The organism is Geomicrobium halophilum (assembly GCF_014207655.1).
GTDB lineage: Bacteria > Bacillota > Bacilli > Bacillales > Marinococcaceae > Geomicrobium > Geomicrobium halophilum.
The window spans coordinates 628,861-646,646 of sequence record NZ_JACHHJ010000001.1 but is presented as its reverse complement, the minus strand read 5'-3'; the positions used below and the strand labels follow the sequence as shown (position 1 = coordinate 646,646).

Sequence of the window (17,786 nt, the reverse complement as noted above, 5' to 3'; positions counted from 1 at the left end):
CGACTAATAAGCTCCCTTGTTGTATTTAATAAAATCTTTATTCCTAGTCACTATAACGTAAGTCAAATGGATGAGCGCTAATAGGCCTCCTAGCGGGATAGATAAATATATATATATATAGCTGATTCCTAGTATGGATGTCTGCGCGTTAGAGTCTAACGCCAATTGAAATCCCAAGTAAATGAATACAAAAAGTATGATACCAAAGATCGCGATAAGTCTGATCCATTGAAATAAATAGGATATTGGATCAGGCAGTTTACGGACAAAGTAGTCGATACCAATATGCTCGTTTCGCTTCATAGCGGAACTCATTCCAAAAAAGGTCACAAGTGTAAAAAAAGCCACGCTTACTTCTTCTGTCCATGTGATTGGACTATTTAATACATATCTGAAGAATATATTTGCGCTGACGACGATAATAGTACCTGAAATGGCAATGGTAATGATATAATCATCTATGTTGCGCAATAGCTTTACTAACTTCATGAGAATTTCACCTTCTCGTTTTTATCTTGAAAGATCACAGGACAAGTGCATCGCACATTCACTTGCCCTCAGTACTGTAAGTAATGATCCAAGTTCAATATCCCTCAACGCTCTTCAAGAAGTTGTTGAACCTGTTCATATAAATCTTCCGACCATTGGTCTGTTATATCATACAAAGTCATCGCTTCTTCTTCAAAAGGCTCCTGATCTACTTCATTAATGGTGATTCCTTCTTCTTCAAACATTTCCAATATTTCTACCTCTGCCTCTTCAACTAGGTGCTCCGAATCAGCCATAGCTTCTTCCCCTGTTTCTTGCAAGATAGTTTTCAAATCTTCAGGAAGCGTTTCCATAAACGTCGTACCGGACACCCAAGGAGTAATAAATTTTTGATGCCCCGTCAAAGCAAGGTAATTCGTTACCTCATGTGCGTTCGTGCCTTCTAACACCGGAATTGGATTCTCAGCACCGTCTACAACGCCCTGTTGTAGTGAAGTATACAATTCATCCAGTGAAAGAGCCGTTGGTGACGCACCCATCGCCTCAAAAGATTGAATTGCCATATTGTTGTCCGGTGTACGAATAATCATCCCATTTAAATCATCTGGTGTTAGTACTTCGCCATTTGTCATTAAATGGCGTTCACCATAAACATTATTAGTTGCCACAATTTCAAGTCCTTGATCTTTTAAATCATCGTGTAATCCATCAAACCAATCTGTCGTTGTTAAATAGATCAATTCCTCAAAATCCTCTGTCAAGTAGGGAGCGGTTAGTATCCCAAAATCTTCCACATAGTCCATTAAATAATCATATCCGGTCATGATAATTACATTATTCCCAGCCATTGCTTGCTCAACCACTTCACCTTCAGCGCCTAACTGTGAACTCGGATAAACGGTTAGTTCAAGTCTTCCGTCACTTTTCTCTTCTGCCAACTCGGTCCAGTTTTCGGCAACCTCAGCTACAGGTTCACCCGGTTGATTACCATGAGCAAGACTAATTTCATAAACTTCCTCGCCATTCGAGGATGCTCCCCCTTCCGCACTCCCGTTGCCACATGCTGCTAATAGGTTCACTAACATAATGAATAGAACGCCTTTTATTCCCCAATTCTTTTTCATGAATCTTTAGCCTCCCTGTTTTCAACTATACTATTTTATTTCAAAGATAGTTTATCCAATTCTAAAATCTGATAATATCTTATCATTAAATTTGCAATTTAGTCGCGGTTCCTCACGCAATGTATAATAACCGTTTTCTACTGCTATCTGAGATTCACAGATATCCATAATCGATTCGTAACAACATTCCACCATCGGTACATTGGAACAGGCAGCTGCCAACTGTACGTGAAGAATTTGTTGAAAGTTTGTATGGGGAATCACTTCTAAATCGTAACTCCTGGCAAGCGCTGCAACCTCCAGCCATTCATCTATCCCGGATAATTTCGTTGCATCAGCTTGCACAACATCTACAGCACCCATCTCTATATAATCCCGGAAATCATAGCGTGTATAAATCGTCTCTCCAACCGCAATTGGAATGTTAATCGCTTTTGCCAGTGAAGCATGATCTTTCTTGTTAAACGGATTCATCGGTTCTTCAAGCCAATGAATATCAAACTCTTCCAGTTTCTTTCCCATGTTTTCAAGTCCCAGACGGTGTTTACATCGGCCATTAATTTTACATGATCAGGCAGATTGTTTCTAACTGTCTACACCCGCTCATAATCTTCTCGCGGATCAGGAAGGCCTAGCTTCATTTTCATCGCATGAAACCCACGCTCTACTAGTTTTCCCATATCTGATAACAGCTCACGAGTAGTTGTTTGTAGCCAGCCTCCATCTGTGTTATATGCCTTCACCTTATCTTTGACCGGCCTTAAATATTTCCATAAAGGTAGCCCTGTTACTTTAAGCATTATATCCCATAACGCTAAATTAACGGCACACAGACCGACTCTAGTAACACCAACCTGACCGATAAAATGATTGGTGTAGTGTAGATCATTCAAAATGTTTTAATAGAACAAAGGATCTCTGCCTTTTAAGTTCGGAGCATAAGTCTCATCAATGATTGTTTTCACTGCTCTCGTGCCTTTCGTATAATTCCAATTAATGCCCCAGCCAGTAATGCCTTCATCCGTGTCCAAACGAACAACAATGAACTCCACGGATTCCAACTTGGTTTGGGAGTCGGTAATTGCCTTTTGTTTGAGTGGGCACATCGAGAAGATAGGTTTCTACAGATGTTATTTTCATGTTATTCCACCTTGCCTTCTGCACAAATTTGGTAGATTAAGCATTTTTCCCAAATGTAACACCGCCATCAATGTATAATGGAGATCCGAACATTAATTGAGAGTCGTCCGAAGCCAAAAACAACGCAGCCTTTGCTACTTTTTCCGGGGTACCTAATTCCCCACTTAGCTGCCTCTCCTTAAGCTTTTCAATTGCTTGTTCAGGGTTACTATAAGATTCTTTTAGATATTTTTCTACAAAAGGCGTATAGACAGTCCCAGGTAAAAGTGCATTAACATGAATGTTGTCACGCGCGTAATCAACTTGCATGGACTTTGTCAATGAAAGCACCGCACCTTTTGTAGCTGCATAAGCCGCTCGATCTGCCAAACCAATTTCCGCAATACAAGAAGACATATTGATGATCGAACCTTGTTGTCTTTCTATCATATTTGGAAGGACATGCTTACTTGTGAGATAAACACCTTTTAAATTGACATCTACAACCTTTTCCCAATCTTCGGTTTCTATTTTATGAAGAGCTCCTACCCTGCTAATTCCAGCATTATTGAAAAGAATGTCAATATGATTAAACCTTTGATGAATTTGTTCAACCATACTTTGAATCTCACCTTCAGTTGTAACATCCGCTTTTAAAAATAGTGCATTTCCACCTTCTGCTTCAATACGCTGTACAGTTTCATTCCCTGCTTCATCATTCGTATCATTGACAATGACGCTTGCACCTTCTCGTGCAAAAAGTTCACAAGTGCAACGGCCAATACCGGAACCGCCACCGGTTACTAAAGCTACCCTTTCTTTTAATCTCATTCTTCCCAACTCCTATATTAAAATAAGATGTAACCGCTATCATATTATGTTATTATTAGTGTATCATAAATTAAAAGGTATAAATATTGCTTATATTACACAATATATTGCTAATCTTATACCGAGGAGGCGTTAAATTATGATAGGAAAATTTACAAATACAAATAATACTTTTACCCCGTTATCGTTGTTTTACAAAACTAAAAAAAGCAATCATGAAGAACTGCCGGATCATACTCATGATTGGTATGAATTAATTTATATCAATGAAGGGGACAGTATGTTTTTTATTGATCAAAATTTTTACAAACTTAAACCGGGAGATATCATTCTTGTGCCTCCCAATACTATCCACCGAGCCATTATAGACGACTATAAGTATATGATTACTACAGTTTTATATTTCTCATCTGAAATCACAGAACACCACCATTTTAATCCTACAGATACTTTTCTAAAACTGTACACGCAATCCCAAACAAAGAGAGAATACCGATACCGAATGGACTTGAACCCTTTGCTTAAATTTGAATCGCAACTGGAGAAAATGAATAATGAAAACCATCTTAATAAAAATGATCGCTTTGAATTTCTGACGATACATCTACATACATTATTGTTAATGTTGAATCGCCACTGCTTTTATGCCCAAACACGACAGTCGGGTCAGGGTCAGGAATGGATTCGATCACTTTTATCTTATATAGAGGAAAACCTGTACCAACAATTAAATTTGGAAGAAATGGCTCAGCATGCAACTGTTTCCCCCACCTATCTCAGCAAAATCTTTAAACAAACCATCGGAATAACTTTGGGCGAATATATCACTACAAAGCGAATGAAACGCGCAAAGGACATGCTATGCTATTCCAATGATAAAATTGAAACCATAGCCAGAAGATGCGGTTATAACAGCATGCCACATTTTTATCGTACATTTAGAAAACATGTACATGATACTCCCCATCAGTATCGAACAAGAGTGTGTCAATAAAAAACTATTATAAAGAGTTGTTCAAATAGTGCGGAAAAATCACAGTCAAAACACGCCAGCATGCTTCTCCGTTTCACGTAGAAAATCCCTCTACTTGAAAAAGAAAAACCCTTTTTTCTTCGTGCGAAGTATCGCTAATGAAGCTGCAAGCTAGCGCCATCATGTGATAAGCGAATAATTTTTAAACTTTTCGGATCTTTTTGTCCCTTTTTTTAAACACTCGCTAAAAAAGAGATCTAAAATCTAAAACGGCCTGTGGATAGGTCAAGTGCTATTAATCCATCATCGTTCAACTGGAATGATGATGGATTATTTCTGTCATTAGTTAACGTCAGCATTTTATTGTGACACAAACGAAATTATAGTTATACCTAAAAATATCACAAGCAATATTGACTTTTCTGAAATATTCAAATATGATAACAGTATCCTGGATACAGGATACTGTTATTAACATTTCCCAAGGAGATGAATTCATTGCAGAAGTTGATGTTATCTCAACCGTTATATCAGCAACTATATGAATCATTAAAAAGCTCGATTCTAACCGGTGAGTTAAAATCAGGGTCAAAAATGGTGGTCACAAAACTGGCTAAGCAGTACAACATTAGCCGCACACCCATGCGGGAAGCCTTGAGACAATTACAAAATGAAGGGCTACTAGTCCAAGATGGGCCTGGATTACGAGTCATTGAACTTAATATTGAAGATTTTATAGAACTTTATGACTGTAGAATAGCTTTAGAAAAGGAAGTTATGAAAACGGTTACTAAAGTGGTGAATCAAGAACTGCTCATGACAGTGGAAAAGCTTCTAGATAAGGCAGAGCATGCGTTGGGAAACAAAGAGTATTTAGAATTACTTCAGTTAAATACGGATTTCCATGACACTTTACTTAAGGCATGCCCAAACAAACGAGCAATTCAGTTTGTACAACAAGTCCGTTCGCTTCTTTTGATTTATAGGGCTAAAATTTTACACAACCACGAATTTAATAAAGAAATTATAAACGAACATCGCCAAATATTAGAAAGTTTAAAAAAGGGGGGGATTCAAGATGTGATTAAACAATTTGAAAACCATCTCAAAAATGACGTAGAAAGGGGGAAAAAAGTGATCGACTTATAAAAAGAATAAGGGAATATCGTGTTGACCAGAACACAGATATTGTTGAAATATAACCTTCAATTTTATTGTACCAGAGCCATCAACATGTATAAATTATTTTTTATATTTGAGGTGAAATAATGGGACCTTTAAACGGGCTAGTCGTTTTAGACGCTTCTCAAATTATGGCAGGTCCATACTGTACAATGGTGCTTGCTGACCTTGGGGCTGAAGTGATCAAAGTAGAAAAGACACAGGGTGGCGATGATTCGAGACAAATGGGGCCTTATGTACACGGAGAATCGACTTCTTTTTTTCAAATTAATCGAAACAAAAAAAGCATTTCATTGAATCTGAAAAGTCAGGAAGGGCTTGATGCATTTTACAAACTTGCTGAAAAAGCAGATGTAATAGTTGAAAACTTTAGACCCGGTGTTACTAAAAAGTTACAAATTGACTATGATTCCATGAAACAATTAAAGGAGGATATTATTTACTGTTCGATATCAGGTTATGGACAAACCGGACCTTACTCCCATAAAGGGGCTTTTGACCTCGTCGCTCAAGGGATGTCCGGATTAATGAGTATGACAGGAGAGCCTGACTCCAGACCGATGAAATCCGGGATTGCAGTTTATGATATTGGCGCCGGTATTACGGCTGCCTATGCGATCATGGCAGCTTATATTCATAAATTAAAAACGGGTGAAGGACAAAATGTCGACTTATCACTTGCTGAAATTGGGCTACCTTGGTTCACGTGGGAAGCTGCGGCTTATTTTGCGGGAGGGTCAATCCCACAGCCAACAGGGGGACGACACCGAGTTTCTGCCCCCTATCAAGCTATCCAAACCCGAGATGGTTATATGATGCTAGGTTGTGCCAACCAAAAAACATGGGAGCGTTTATGTACGAACGTATTAGAAAAACCTGAATGGATACAAGACCCACGATACAAATCAAATTCCTTAAGAAAAGAAAATATTGATGAACTGGAGAATGATTTAGAGGCGATTTTCAGTCAACAGGATAAACAATATTGGGTGGATAAATGCGAGGATGCAGGGGTGCCTGCAGGTCCTATTAATAACTTTGAAGAAGCTGTTCAGGATCCTCATTATATCGAACGTGAAATGATAATGGAAATTGACCACCCCGTAATCGGGAATATGAAGATGATGGGGATCCCTACAAAATTCTCAGAAACCCCTGGTTCCGTCCGTACCCCCGCACCCTTACACGGCGAACACACGCAAGAGGTGCTACAGACACTTGGTTACGATTTGGAAGCCATTAAACACTTGGAAAATGAAGGGGCTGTCCATTCTTACACTGGACAAATTTCTGCCCAAAATTAAAATGTGCTAAGGAGTGAAATATCCATGGAAGAAACTAAAACCAAAAAAGATATTTATTACGAGGTTAACAACGAGATTGCCACTATTTATTTTAATCGTCCCCAAAAAAGAAATGCTCTCACCTATGAAATATGGAAAGAAATCCCTGAAATCATCAATGAATGTGACAGCAACCCGAATGTAAAAGTGATTATATTTCAAAGCATTGATGAAAAGGCTTTCTCGGCAGGAGCAGATATTAGTGAGTTTAAGACACACCGCTATACAGCAGAGAGTGCGGCTCATTATAATGAACAAACTATGATTGCCGAAAAAGCCATTATGAATGCTTCCAAGCCTACGATTGCCATGATTCAAGGGTTTTGCGTTGGTGGTGGGTGTGAAATTGCCGTTGCTTGCGACTTCCGCTTTAGTGATGAAAAAGGAAAATTTGGTATTACACCCGCTCGTTTAGGGCTCGTCTATAACACACCGGGGACAAAGAATGTTGTTGATCTTGTTGGACCAGCTAAAGCTAAAGATATTTTATATACGGGTCGTTTATTAAATGCCGAAGAAGCTATCAATATCGGCCTCATTGATCGGATTTTCAGTAGTGAAAACATTCAAGAAGAAACGAAATCTTATGCTCGTACTATTTGTGATAATGCCCAATTCGCTGTACGAGGTTCTAAACGTATTGTCAATGAGGTTTTAGAAGGAGCTACAGAAGATTCAGATGAAACTGCTCGACTTATTCTCGATTCTTTTGTATCAGAAGACTATCAAGAAGGTGTGAATGCTTTTCTTGATAAGCGAAAAGCGAATTTCAAATACTCATAACGGCTGTAATAAGGATGGTTAAAGATGATTTACAATCTAGGCAAACATGAACCTTCAATCGATCCTACAACGTATATAGCCCCTGGGGCTTATATTATCGGTCAAGTAGAACTCCATAAAAATACCTCTGTATGGTTCACTTCTGTATTAAGAGGAGATAATGAGCCAATCAAGGTAGGTACAGGAACAAATATACAAGAAGGGAGTATTCTTCATGTTGACCCCGGATACCCTCTTGTTATTGGCGAGAATGTTACCATTGGACATCGTACCGTTATTCATGGCTGCACAATTGAAGAAGGTAAAATGATTGGAATGGGAGCTGTAGTACTCAACGGCGCGCATATCAAAAAAGGAGCTGTTGTAGGTGAAAATAAAATCATAGCGAAAGAGACGATTGCTGCAGGTGTTCTTGCAAAAGAGTTAAAAATCGGTATCTAGTCAATTAAAAGAGAATATTGAAGCTGGTGTAGATTCTATAAAAACAATAGTAAACGTTTTCATGAAGAAGGAATAAAGGAGGACTTATTTTGAGAACAAAATTATTGTTTACCACTGTCGGATTCTTAACACTATTGGCCGGTTGTTCCGCAGAAAGTTCTGAAAGTGCAGAGGATTATCCAACAAGAGATATCGAAATGATCGTTGGACATGGTCCCGGTGGTGGAACAGACGTTTACGCAAGAACGGTATCCGATTTACTGGAACATGAGTTAGGCGTGAATATTAATGTCGTTAATATGGAGGGTGCTGGTGGAGCGACGGGTAAAAGCGAAGCAGCCAACCGACCTGGTGATGGATATACAATGGCCGCTATATCTGCATTCGCCATCACAACTGCAAACGGGAATTATGCTGAAGGGTTAGATGGCTTGCGACCTTTGGCTAGGATGCAACACGATGTCGGAACCATTATGGCTAATCCCGAAGTATATGAAGATTATGATGAGTTTGTGGAAGCTGCTGAAAACGTTGGTATTGAGGTTGGAGGCACAGGAGCAGGTGGCAATGACGAAGTCATTGTTGAAATATTGGCTGAAGAGACAGGCCTCGACATTAATTATGTGGCTTTTGAAGGAGCGGGAGATATGCATGCGGCCGCATTAGGGGGGCATATAGATGCAATTTTTGAAGAAATCGGGCCTGTTGTCGATTATCTCGAATCAGAAGAACTCCACCCCCTTATTGTGTTGAATGAAGAAAGGCTGGACGATTTTGAAGATGTTCCTACTACTGTCGAGAACGATATTGACGTCACAAATGGTATCGAGAGAGGTATGGTTGTACCTACAGATACCCCTGATGAAATTGTATCCGTACTTGAAGACGCTTTATCTGAGGTATACCAGACCGAAGAATACCAACAGCATGCAGAAGACCAATACTTGACGTATCGGGAAGGTTGGTTAGGTGCTGATGAATATGAAGAAGAGTTGGCAGAGGATATAGAAGATTATACTGAAATAGTTGAATAAATGTTTAGCATGTATTGTAGGAGGGTAGTATGAAAAATAAATTTATCATCACAAAGAATTACAACAACTAGTTTCACATCGATTATCAAGGGAGGGGGTTCAGCAATCACATGCTGAAATAACTGCAGAAATCCTTGTGCATGCTGACTTGCGCGGAGTCAGCTCACACGGATCACTACGAACAGAACATTATTGTAAGCGAATACACGCAGGAGGAATTAAAACCGACCCAAGTTTTTCTACTCAAAAAAAGAATCATCATACACTTCTTTTTGATGGCGATTATGGTTTAGGTCATGTGATTGCAAGCGAGACTATGGACACATAGCCATTGAAAATGCTAAAGAGTATGGCAGCAGTATAGTCGGAGTTAGAAACAGTAGTCACTGTGGCGCTCTTTCCTATTTTGTTCAGCGAGCTGCCGAAAAAGGTTTAATTACCATGATGATGACTCACACCGATAAATATATTGTACCTTTTTGCGGAGCAGAATCATTTTTTGGCACTAATCCGATCGCCTTTGGGGTGCCGACGCTACAACATAAACCAATTATACTTGATATGGCCACAAGTAACGCAGCGTTTGGCAAAGTGTTAAAAGCAAGAGAATCGGGGAACAAATCCCCAGTGATTGGGGTGTAAACGATCATAAAATTCCGGTTACAGATCCGAATGAAGTTGCAGCAATGCTCCCGTTTGGAGGTCCAAAAGGATATGGCCTTGGCATGATGGTGGACATCTTCTCTGGTATTTTAACAGGTTCAAATTTTAGGCCCCATATCACTCCTATGTATGACAATTTCGAGAGCTTGGACATTTTATTTTTGTCATAGACCCTGGATTGTTTACCCCACAAAGTATGTTTTATAAACAAGTTGATCAAATGATTGACGAACTACATTCATCGACACCCGCTGAAGGATTTGCGAATGTTTTCGTGCATGGTAAACCCGAACAAAATCTAGCTGAAAAAAGATTTAAAGAAGGTATCCCGATCCCATCTTCTGTTTATGATTTTCTGAGTTCATGACTGTGTGATGAAAGGTTGATAAGGAGGAACATGCAATGACTATACAAACGTCGAACAAACAAGGAAATCTGGTCAACGGTGAATGGATTAAAAGCGAAGAAACCTTTTTAGTTGAAAATAAATATACCCATGAACCGTTCGCCCATGTTGCTAAAGCTAACAAACAACTTATTGATAAAGCAGTAACGAGTGCATATGATACCTTCCAAAATGTAAAGCTTACAGCTACTGATCGTCACCATATTCTCATAAGATCCGCAGAGCTGTTTAAAGAACGAAAAGATGAAATAGCGATGATAATTTGCCGAGAAGCGGGAAAAACTATCAATGATGCAAAAGCTGAAGTAGATCGTGGCATTCAAACCTTTATAGCTTCAGCAGAAGAAGCAAAGCAAATATCCGGACAAGGATTGCCCATTCATGGACAACCTGGAAACGATGAAAAAATGGCCTTTTCCATTCGCGTTCCGGTTGGAGTAATTTGTGCAATTACGCCATTTAATTTCCCATTTAACTTAACGGCTCATAAAGTTGCTCCGGCGATTGCCGCTGGAAATACAATTGTCTTAAAACCCGCTGAAAGAACACCGGTTACCGCTATTAAAATAGCTGAAATAATGTTAAAAGCCGGTTTGCCAAGCGGGTACATCAATGTAGTAAATGGGTTTGGAAAAGAAACAGGCCCTATGCTTTTAAAAGATAAGAGAATTGCAATGTTTACTTTTACAGGGAGCCCGAATGTTGGAAGAGAGATTAAAAACAATTCCGGGATAAGAAAAGTAACTCTTGAATTAGGTAGTAATTCTCCAAACATTATTCATCATGACACTCTGGATTTAAAGAGAGCAGTACAATTAGTTATATCAAGAGGTTATTCAAATTCTGGTCAAGCATGTATTTCTGTGCAGCGTATTTATGTTCATCGTTCTATATATCATGAAGTCATTGAAGAGGCAACAAAACTTGCTGAATCATTCACTGTCGGAAATCCAGAGTTAGAAACGACAAATATAGGACCAATGATTAGTATTGATGAAGCCGAAAGAGCAGAAAATTGGGTCAAGGAAGCTTTAGAAGAAGGAGCTCATATAGCAACTGGCGGTCAAAGAGAAGGGGCTCTGTTTTATCCCACCATTTTAACCAATGTAACAGAAAATATGAAAGTCATGTGTGAAGAAGTATTTGCACCAGTGATTAGTATCGTCCCGTATGATGAGATTGATGAAGTATTCAAAAGAGTGAACGATTCGAGATTTGGATTGCAAGCAGGTCTGTTTACTTCTAATTTTCACATTGCGATGAAAGCGGCCCAAAAATTGGAGTTTGGCGGAGTAAATATTAATGATGTTTCTACTTTCCGTGCAGATATTCTCCCCTACGGAGGAATAAAAGACAGCGGTATTGGAAAAGAAGGCCCACGCAGCGCTATTGAAGAAATGACGAATGAAAAGGTAATTACGATGCACTTATAGATTATAAAAAGGAAAGGATCTATGACAGTATGAGAAATGTTTGGGAATATTTTTCTACAAGAAATATAATTTTCGGGAATGGTTCCATACAAAAAATAGATAAGCTCCTAAAACGTTATAATGCAAAAAATGTGTTTATAATCACAGATCAGGGCATTGTTCAAGCAGGGATTTTGGAGAAATTGTTGAAGCATCTAAAATTCCATGACTATCAATTTGTGATATATGATCAAGCAACTCCTGAACCTCCTATTTCCAGCGTTTTGGAGGCGTACAGCTTTTCAAAGAATGAACTTAATCCGGATGTTATTATCGGCCTTGGTGGAGGCAGCAGTATAGATTTAGCAAAAGTAGTTGCTTTATTGATTGAGTATGGAGGCCATCCAAGAGATTACTTTGAAGAAGGAAATGTACCGGGCCCCATTACTCCGTTAATAGCGATACCTACCACTGCCGGAACGGGCTCTGAAGTCACTTCAGTTGCTGTAGTTAATGATACAGAAAATAACTTGAAAGTAGGGATTTCTGATAATTATTTACGTCCAGCAGTTGCTTTACTTGATCCGGAATTGACAATAGGATTACCTCCTTATGTTACAGCATGTGCAGGCATTGACGCTTTATCACATGCCATTGAATCATATACAGCCCTGGAATATAAACATATAAATGCCTCGGGAGATATACTATTCCAAGGCTCTTTTCCAATAACAGATGCTTTGGCATTAAAAGCTATTGAACTTATTCGTGAGAACCTTGTTTTGGCCGTTCACCAAGGCAACAACCTAAAAGCTCTCGAAAATATGCTTGCGGGAAGTCTTCTCGCGGGTATGGCCTTTTCGAATGCCGGTAATGCCTTGGCTCATGCGCTTGCCTATCCCATAGGGGGTAAAGTTAAATCTCCACATGGAGAGATTACAGGACTTCTATTACCCTATGTCATGCGCTATAACTATTCAGTCTCCCGAGATAAAATGGCGAAAATTACTCAGATCTTCTCCCCGCATAATGAAAAACCTGAAGCAATATACGCTGCAGCAGACGCTGTTGAAGAGCTTTTACAAGATATTAATCTTCCAACAAAACTTTCAAGTCTTGGAATTAAGGAAGAAGATTTAGAAGAAATCGCGAGCAAAACTGTTCACATTGAACGCTTGGCTCGCAATAATCCAAAGACACCTAGAAAAGAAAATTTAGTGGAACTACTTCAAAAAGCTTACTAAGCTAAAGAGAATATGCCGGTGGACATGTAGCTCCACCGGTTATTTTATTATACTGCGACTTCTAACCATAATCATTAGATAAACCTGAACGACTATATAAAAAGCAATCGAATATCCGATGTTAAAACCGTTTTTCCACATGCTCAATCCATTTGATTGACCTAATACGATGATCGGTAAAATGAACGGGGACAAGAAGACAGTAATCGCACTCCCCACAGTAAGACATAGGACAATTAACTCGGGTGGACATGGCAATTGGGCGCCTTGCAATATTCCTCCGACTAAGACCATTACTGTCAATGGCCAAGTCCTATAAAACCTAAAAAAATTACAAGAAAAGGAAAAATCCAAAACATATGGATAAATGTAGACGCAGATATTGCTAATATAGTGTCCACGGCCCACATTCCCACCCCGGTCGTATGGACAATGTTAATCAGCATTCCCGCTGAGAGCATAATTACCTAGTTCTTGAGATTTATTAATCATTCCTTTTCGCAAGTATTCACTAGTTTGACCGATTAAACGAAGGGATTTCTTTTTTCACTATATAATAGATCGTCGACCAAATTGTACTCAAACCAAAGCCGCGTAATAGGGCTGTGCCTTTGAAATACTCCCAGTCTTCTCCCTTTTTGTCACCAAGTAAGACCTGCAAAGATTGAAACAACATTGGAATCGCGCCAAACAAGAGGAAGTAGGCCACGAATTGAGTAATAAACATTAGACCGGCATAGAAACGCTTACTTGTATTAAATAGATTTTTCGCAGAATGATTAACGCTTCAATATAGTTTTCTTCGCGCAGCACCCAACTAATAAGAGGAACAATAATGAGCAGCAAAATGATGCTGCTCATCTCTCTAACCCCATCCCATATTTGTGCCCATAACTCATTTTCCAAGGAAAAATAGCCAATGACCAGCGAGGCGATTGTTAGAAAATAAGGTACCGGTCCATATCTTGGTTTTAAGTGGGGCAGAGCAAGTAGTAAAGCTGCCAATCCGCTAACACTCATTAAGTTCAACATTCAATTCTTTTCCAAGAAAGAAGTGAGAACATGCAACACTACGTAGACCAGTTAATACCCGTAAAACGAATTAAATTTTTCATATTAGCAAACCCCTAAAGTGATAAAGGTTTCTACATTAACCAAGGATCTTATTAGGTTTCAATGAAATGGTACTAATCTACGGTATTTAATAGATAATGATTCATTGAAGCTGGCTGCATCGTTGATTTCCACTCATGGATGATCTGACTAACTTCTTGTTTATCTATCTCATTTAATGGAGAAACAGGCTCCCTGGTAACACCACCAAGCATACCTAATTGTTCCATTGTTTCTTTAATTACAACTACATTGTTCCCATTATTATACTTTGATCGTAAATCTTCAAACGCTAGTATCTCTTCCCATACTTCCCATACTTTCGCATGATCTTCATTACGCAGGGCGTGAAGCATTTCAAAACACTTTTCAGGATGGACATTAATAAGACCTGATGTGAATCCCACTGTACCCGAATTATGAAAGAAAGGGGCCCATTTTTCTGCAGTCCCGCAAATCCAAGCAATATTATGTTCTTTTGGAACATCACGAATGACCTTCGTTAATCTCGGAAGATCATTTATGGCATATTTCACCCCAACAAGCTTTTCCAGTGGGGCCAATTCCTTTATTACCTCATCACTTAAATCTGGATCCTTAAAATATATAATAGAGGGGAGGTTTAAGCTTTCAATTATTTTCTTAAAATAGATAACTGCACCTTTATTTGTAATATACGGGTGGATAGGCTGATGAATCATAACACAGTCTGCACCATCCCTATCTGCCGCTTCCCCCAGCTCAATGGCTGTATCTACCGAATAACCAATTCCTGAAACCACAGTTGCTTGACCATCTACCAATTCTACTACCTTTTTGTTGACTGCTTTTGCCTCCTGGAGAGTGAGAGCATAAAATTCACCTGTATTTCCATTCGGAACTATTACTTCTGCACCATGATTAAGCAGAAAGTGAATATTTTCCTTCAAGCCTTCCCAATTGATATCTTTTGTTAGTTCGTCAAATGGCAACATATTAATAGCAGAAACTGTTTCTAGTTTCTTACTTATTTCTTTATAATTCATAATATCATCACTCTCTTATCAATATTTAAAATTATTCTTTGATCACCAAGCCATATACTCAGATTCACCCAATATTTCAATGTCATTGTTTTCCTTTGCATTTTCCAGAAGTGCTTCTGAAATCCATATCTCTTTAAGTTGAAGAGTGTTTTTTATCCAGATTAAACGAATTTTCGTTGAATCTTCAAGTGCAGCGGTTTTTATAGCTGCTTGCACTGCTAATTTATCACTGTCTAGGAACATTGGGAGCTTTACGGTTTTGGAAACTGTACTCGTCAGCGCATTTGCAAATCCTTTTTCCCATTCAATTTTTTCAAACAATTTCCTAGTAGTTATATCTGCATTACCAATTCCATTAGCATTTCCCTGTGTTTCTTTCGTAAGGTCTAAAACTGCAATACTATTAACCTCCGGGCCACCGCTTGCGTATGGGGTAGCAAATCTTCCTGTAATATTTGGATCCATCCCACTTCCGGAAATGTCTTTTCCAATCTCATCAATGACGAGTACATCAATAGGATCAAACAGAATACGTGGCATGAGAGATTTGGCTTCTTCCAATAAATCTGGTTCATCTTCTAATATTTTTTCCGCGGGTATTGCCACAACCTTTGCTATGCGGTCATAAGCATTTTCAATCGTACCTAGCCCAAATATTATAGGAGCCTTATCTATTACCATTTTTGCCATATCAGGAACATGTTTGGCCATATATTTAAAGCTATGGGCATGTGCAGATTCTGCTCCTTTTTGCTTACCAAACCCGATTGTTATCATTTTTGCAAGCCCACTTTCATAAGGACCACGAAATGCTGTATGAGGTTTAATTCTCGCAATAAACATAATTTTATCTGCTTGATGGGCTTCTTTATCCAGGTAGACCGCTAACCCATTAGGTAATCTGCCTATTTCGACAACCTCCATACTACAACTAATCGGCGCTCCAATAAAATCTTCGGTAATACCCAAGTTTTCTAACACTTCTCGCTGTCCCTTTGCGGTTGCTCCTCCATGACTTCCCATCGCAGGGAAAATAAATGGCTCTCCCCCAACGGATTTAACCGCATTGACCATTTCTCGAGTCAGAATATGGAGATCTGCAAGTCCACGGCTCCCTATTCCAATGGCTACCCGATCGCCTTTAGATATTCTGGACAGGACATTCGCCTGCTGAATGGATACATGCATCTCAGAAACAATGTTTTGAACCTCCGGAGCATAAAAGTTCTGTTTAACCTTAATCATTTTCGGTACGGGGATATCTTCCAGGATTGTGTTAATCACACTCATGCTTATCACCTGTCTTCGTTTATTGATAGTTACTAAGACCATCAACGTTGACAAAATTGGCACTACACTAGCTAGCGTAGCGTATTGGCTGAATTAATTATTACTAATGGCCATTTCCATTTACTTCTTTGCAGTTTATGACGTTCGATCTTGTAATTGATGAACAGTTACATCTTCCCAAGATAAATCTTTAATACGATACTTATCCACTAATCCCCAATCAATTTCCATCCCTAGGCCTGTTGATTTACGATCAGGTAAATACAGATAGCCATCCCTGTATTTCACTTTATTTTTCACTATATCGCCAACGTATAGCTCCGGACCTGTTGGATCAGATATATAGTCAAGGTTACCGAGCGCCGCCCCAAAGTAAGCCATAGCAGTAGTACCAATGGATAATTCCTGCGTAGTACCCAACAGCAAACTCTTTCCCGCTACTTCTGCAGTTTCGGCAGCTTTTCTAGCGGATGTTATTCCTCCAATGAAGATTGGGGAGACATTGAAAATATCTACGGAGTCATGTTTGATCATTTCTAATTGTTGCCTTAAACTCCAAACATGCTCACTAACCGGAAGGTCACACTTCATCCGGAAGTTTCTTAAACCTTCAAAGTCATTGCGGTACGCGGGACTCTCGATAAGATCAACAGGATATTTCGTAAGTCTTTTCGCAATTCTCCACGCTTGTTTCCAATCAAGTAAATGACTGAAATCCAATGATTTAATTTTTACTTTGCCTCCGAATTCTTCGTTAATTCGGTATAAAAATTGTTCATCCGCCTCTTCGTTTTTACTCACATAAAGGCGGAATACATCGAATCCTTTTTCAAATTGTTTACGTACGACCTCAATATTTTCTTCTACTTCCTCCATAAATCGGTGTCTAAAAATTGGATAACATACTTTAATTTTTTCACGGAGCCGCCCGCCTATGAAGTCGGAGACGGATACCCCTAAAAATTTGGCACATACATCATAAAGGGCGGTATCAACTCCGTTTCGAACGAAACTTCCTTTCTCATAATAATACATTGCTTCTGGAAAATTATTGCTTAAATCCAAATTGATCGACGCGATATTAAACGGATTCTGCCCAATAAGTAGTTGCTGTAACGTCCTCTCCAGGTCCACGATATCTATGGTGTATTTCGGTAGGTGAGAGAAGTCGGACATTTCCCCTATCCCATCAACCCCCTCATCTGTCAACAATTGAATCATGACATGTTTATTTACGAATCCTGTTAAGCGCGGCATCCCTATGGCTGTTAATTTTACATCAGTAATTTTCATCTTTTCATCCCCTCGTATCTA

The 17,786-nt window shown here is 39.1% G+C and carries 19 protein-coding genes and 1 pseudogene; 9 read left to right on the top strand and 11 right to left on the bottom strand.

Going from position 1 to position 17,786, the window contains the following annotated elements:
- Nucleotides 1–3 precede the first annotated feature (3 nt).
- The 6 genes from HNR44_RS03180 to HNR44_RS03155 form a co-directional block, all read right to left on the bottom strand.
- Nucleotides 4–489: a TRAP transporter small permease gene (locus HNR44_RS03180; RefSeq protein WP_184402655.1), complete on the bottom strand. Its 486-nt coding sequence runs from the start codon at nt 487–489 to the stop codon at nt 4–6.
- A gap of 104 nt (nt 490–593) precedes the next feature.
- Complete coding sequence (locus HNR44_RS03175; RefSeq protein ID WP_184402654.1) at nt 594–1,613, bottom strand: C4-dicarboxylate TRAP transporter substrate-binding protein; 1,020 nt, start codon at nt 1,611–1,613, stop codon at nt 594–596.
- Between the two features lie 51 nt (nt 1,614–1,664).
- On the bottom strand, nt 1,665–2,135 hold the full coding sequence (locus HNR44_RS03170) for an enolase C-terminal domain-like protein (RefSeq protein ID WP_184402653.1): 471 nt from the start codon (nt 2,133–2,135) through the stop codon (nt 1,665–1,667).
- Between the two features lie 71 nt (nt 2,136–2,206).
- On the bottom strand, nt 2,207–2,413 hold the full coding sequence (locus HNR44_RS03165; protein ID WP_184402652.1) for a hypothetical protein: 207 nt from the start codon (nt 2,411–2,413) through the stop codon (nt 2,207–2,209).
- A gap of 99 nt (nt 2,414–2,512) precedes the next feature.
- Complete coding sequence (locus HNR44_RS03160) at nt 2,513–2,719, bottom strand: hypothetical protein (RefSeq protein ID WP_246406960.1); 207 nt, start codon at nt 2,717–2,719, stop codon at nt 2,513–2,515.
- A gap of 70 nt (nt 2,720–2,789) precedes the next feature.
- Complete coding sequence (locus HNR44_RS03155) at nt 2,790–3,563, bottom strand: SDR family NAD(P)-dependent oxidoreductase (RefSeq protein WP_184402650.1); 774 nt, start codon at nt 3,561–3,563, stop codon at nt 2,790–2,792.
- Nucleotides 3,564–3,702: 139 nt separating this feature from the next.
- Between HNR44_RS03155 and HNR44_RS03150 the strand changes: the two genes are divergently transcribed.
- From HNR44_RS03150 to HNR44_RS03110, 9 genes and pseudogenes are all read left to right on the top strand, one after another.
- The gene (locus tag HNR44_RS03150) at nt 3,703–4,557 is read left to right on the top strand and encodes a helix-turn-helix transcriptional regulator (RefSeq protein WP_184402649.1); all 855 of its coding nucleotides are present in this window, start codon (nt 3,703–3,705) and stop codon (nt 4,555–4,557) included.
- A 477-nt stretch (nt 4,558–5,034) separates the two neighbouring features.
- Nucleotides 5,035–5,685: a GntR family transcriptional regulator gene (locus HNR44_RS03145; protein WP_246406959.1), complete on the top strand. Its 651-nt coding sequence runs from the start codon at nt 5,035–5,037 to the stop codon at nt 5,683–5,685.
- A 119-nt stretch (nt 5,686–5,804) separates the two neighbouring features.
- Complete coding sequence (locus HNR44_RS03140) at nt 5,805–7,022, top strand: CaiB/BaiF CoA transferase family protein (protein ID WP_184402647.1); 1,218 nt, start codon at nt 5,805–5,807, stop codon at nt 7,020–7,022.
- A gap of 24 nt (nt 7,023–7,046) precedes the next feature.
- Nucleotides 7,047–7,844 (top strand): enoyl-CoA hydratase/isomerase family protein, encoded by a 798-nt coding sequence (locus HNR44_RS03135; RefSeq protein WP_184402646.1) that lies wholly within the window; start codon nt 7,047–7,049, stop codon nt 7,842–7,844.
- A gap of 24 nt (nt 7,845–7,868) precedes the next feature.
- Nucleotides 7,869–8,285 (top strand): gamma carbonic anhydrase family protein, encoded by a 417-nt coding sequence (locus tag HNR44_RS03130; RefSeq protein ID WP_184402645.1) that lies wholly within the window; start codon nt 7,869–7,871, stop codon nt 8,283–8,285.
- Nucleotides 8,286–8,374: 89 nt separating this feature from the next.
- A complete protein-coding gene (locus tag HNR44_RS03125) occupies nt 8,375–9,319 on the top strand; it encodes a Bug family tripartite tricarboxylate transporter substrate binding protein (RefSeq protein WP_184402644.1) in 945 nt (314 codons plus the stop codon).
- 40 nt (nt 9,320–9,359) lie between these two features.
- Nucleotides 9,360–10,349, top strand: a pseudogene (locus HNR44_RS03120) (Ldh family oxidoreductase).
- A 35-nt stretch (nt 10,350–10,384) separates the two neighbouring features.
- Nucleotides 10,385–11,821, top strand: coding sequence for an aldehyde dehydrogenase family protein (locus HNR44_RS03115; protein ID WP_184402643.1), 1,437 nt, complete (start codon nt 10,385–10,387; stop codon nt 11,819–11,821).
- 29 nt (nt 11,822–11,850) lie between these two features.
- Complete coding sequence (locus HNR44_RS03110; RefSeq protein WP_184402642.1) at nt 11,851–13,044, top strand: hydroxyacid-oxoacid transhydrogenase; 1,194 nt, start codon at nt 11,851–11,853, stop codon at nt 13,042–13,044.
- A gap of 39 nt (nt 13,045–13,083) precedes the next feature.
- Here HNR44_RS03110 and HNR44_RS03105 read toward each other — a convergent pair whose 3' ends face one another.
- The 5 genes from HNR44_RS03105 to HNR44_RS03085 form a co-directional block, all read right to left on the bottom strand.
- On the bottom strand, nt 13,084–13,347 hold the full coding sequence (locus HNR44_RS03105) for a hypothetical protein (RefSeq protein WP_184402641.1): 264 nt from the start codon (nt 13,345–13,347) through the stop codon (nt 13,084–13,086).
- Nucleotides 13,348–13,770: 423 nt separating this feature from the next.
- A complete protein-coding gene (locus HNR44_RS03100; protein ID WP_184402640.1) occupies nt 13,771–14,076 on the bottom strand; it encodes a hypothetical protein in 306 nt (101 codons plus the stop codon).
- Nucleotides 14,077–14,231: 155 nt separating this feature from the next.
- Complete coding sequence (locus HNR44_RS03095) at nt 14,232–15,182, bottom strand: dihydrodipicolinate synthase family protein (protein WP_184402639.1); 951 nt, start codon at nt 15,180–15,182, stop codon at nt 14,232–14,234.
- A 42-nt stretch (nt 15,183–15,224) separates the two neighbouring features.
- The gene (locus tag HNR44_RS03090; protein ID WP_184402638.1) at nt 15,225–16,472 is read right to left on the bottom strand and encodes a nickel pincer cofactor-dependent isomerase, group 22; all 1,248 of its coding nucleotides are present in this window, start codon (nt 16,470–16,472) and stop codon (nt 15,225–15,227) included.
- A 135-nt stretch (nt 16,473–16,607) separates the two neighbouring features.
- Nucleotides 16,608–17,765, bottom strand: a complete 1,158-nt coding sequence (locus tag HNR44_RS03085; protein WP_184402637.1) for a mandelate racemase/muconate lactonizing enzyme family protein — start codon at nt 17,763–17,765, stop codon at nt 16,608–16,610.
- Nucleotides 17,766–17,786 lie beyond the last annotated feature (21 nt).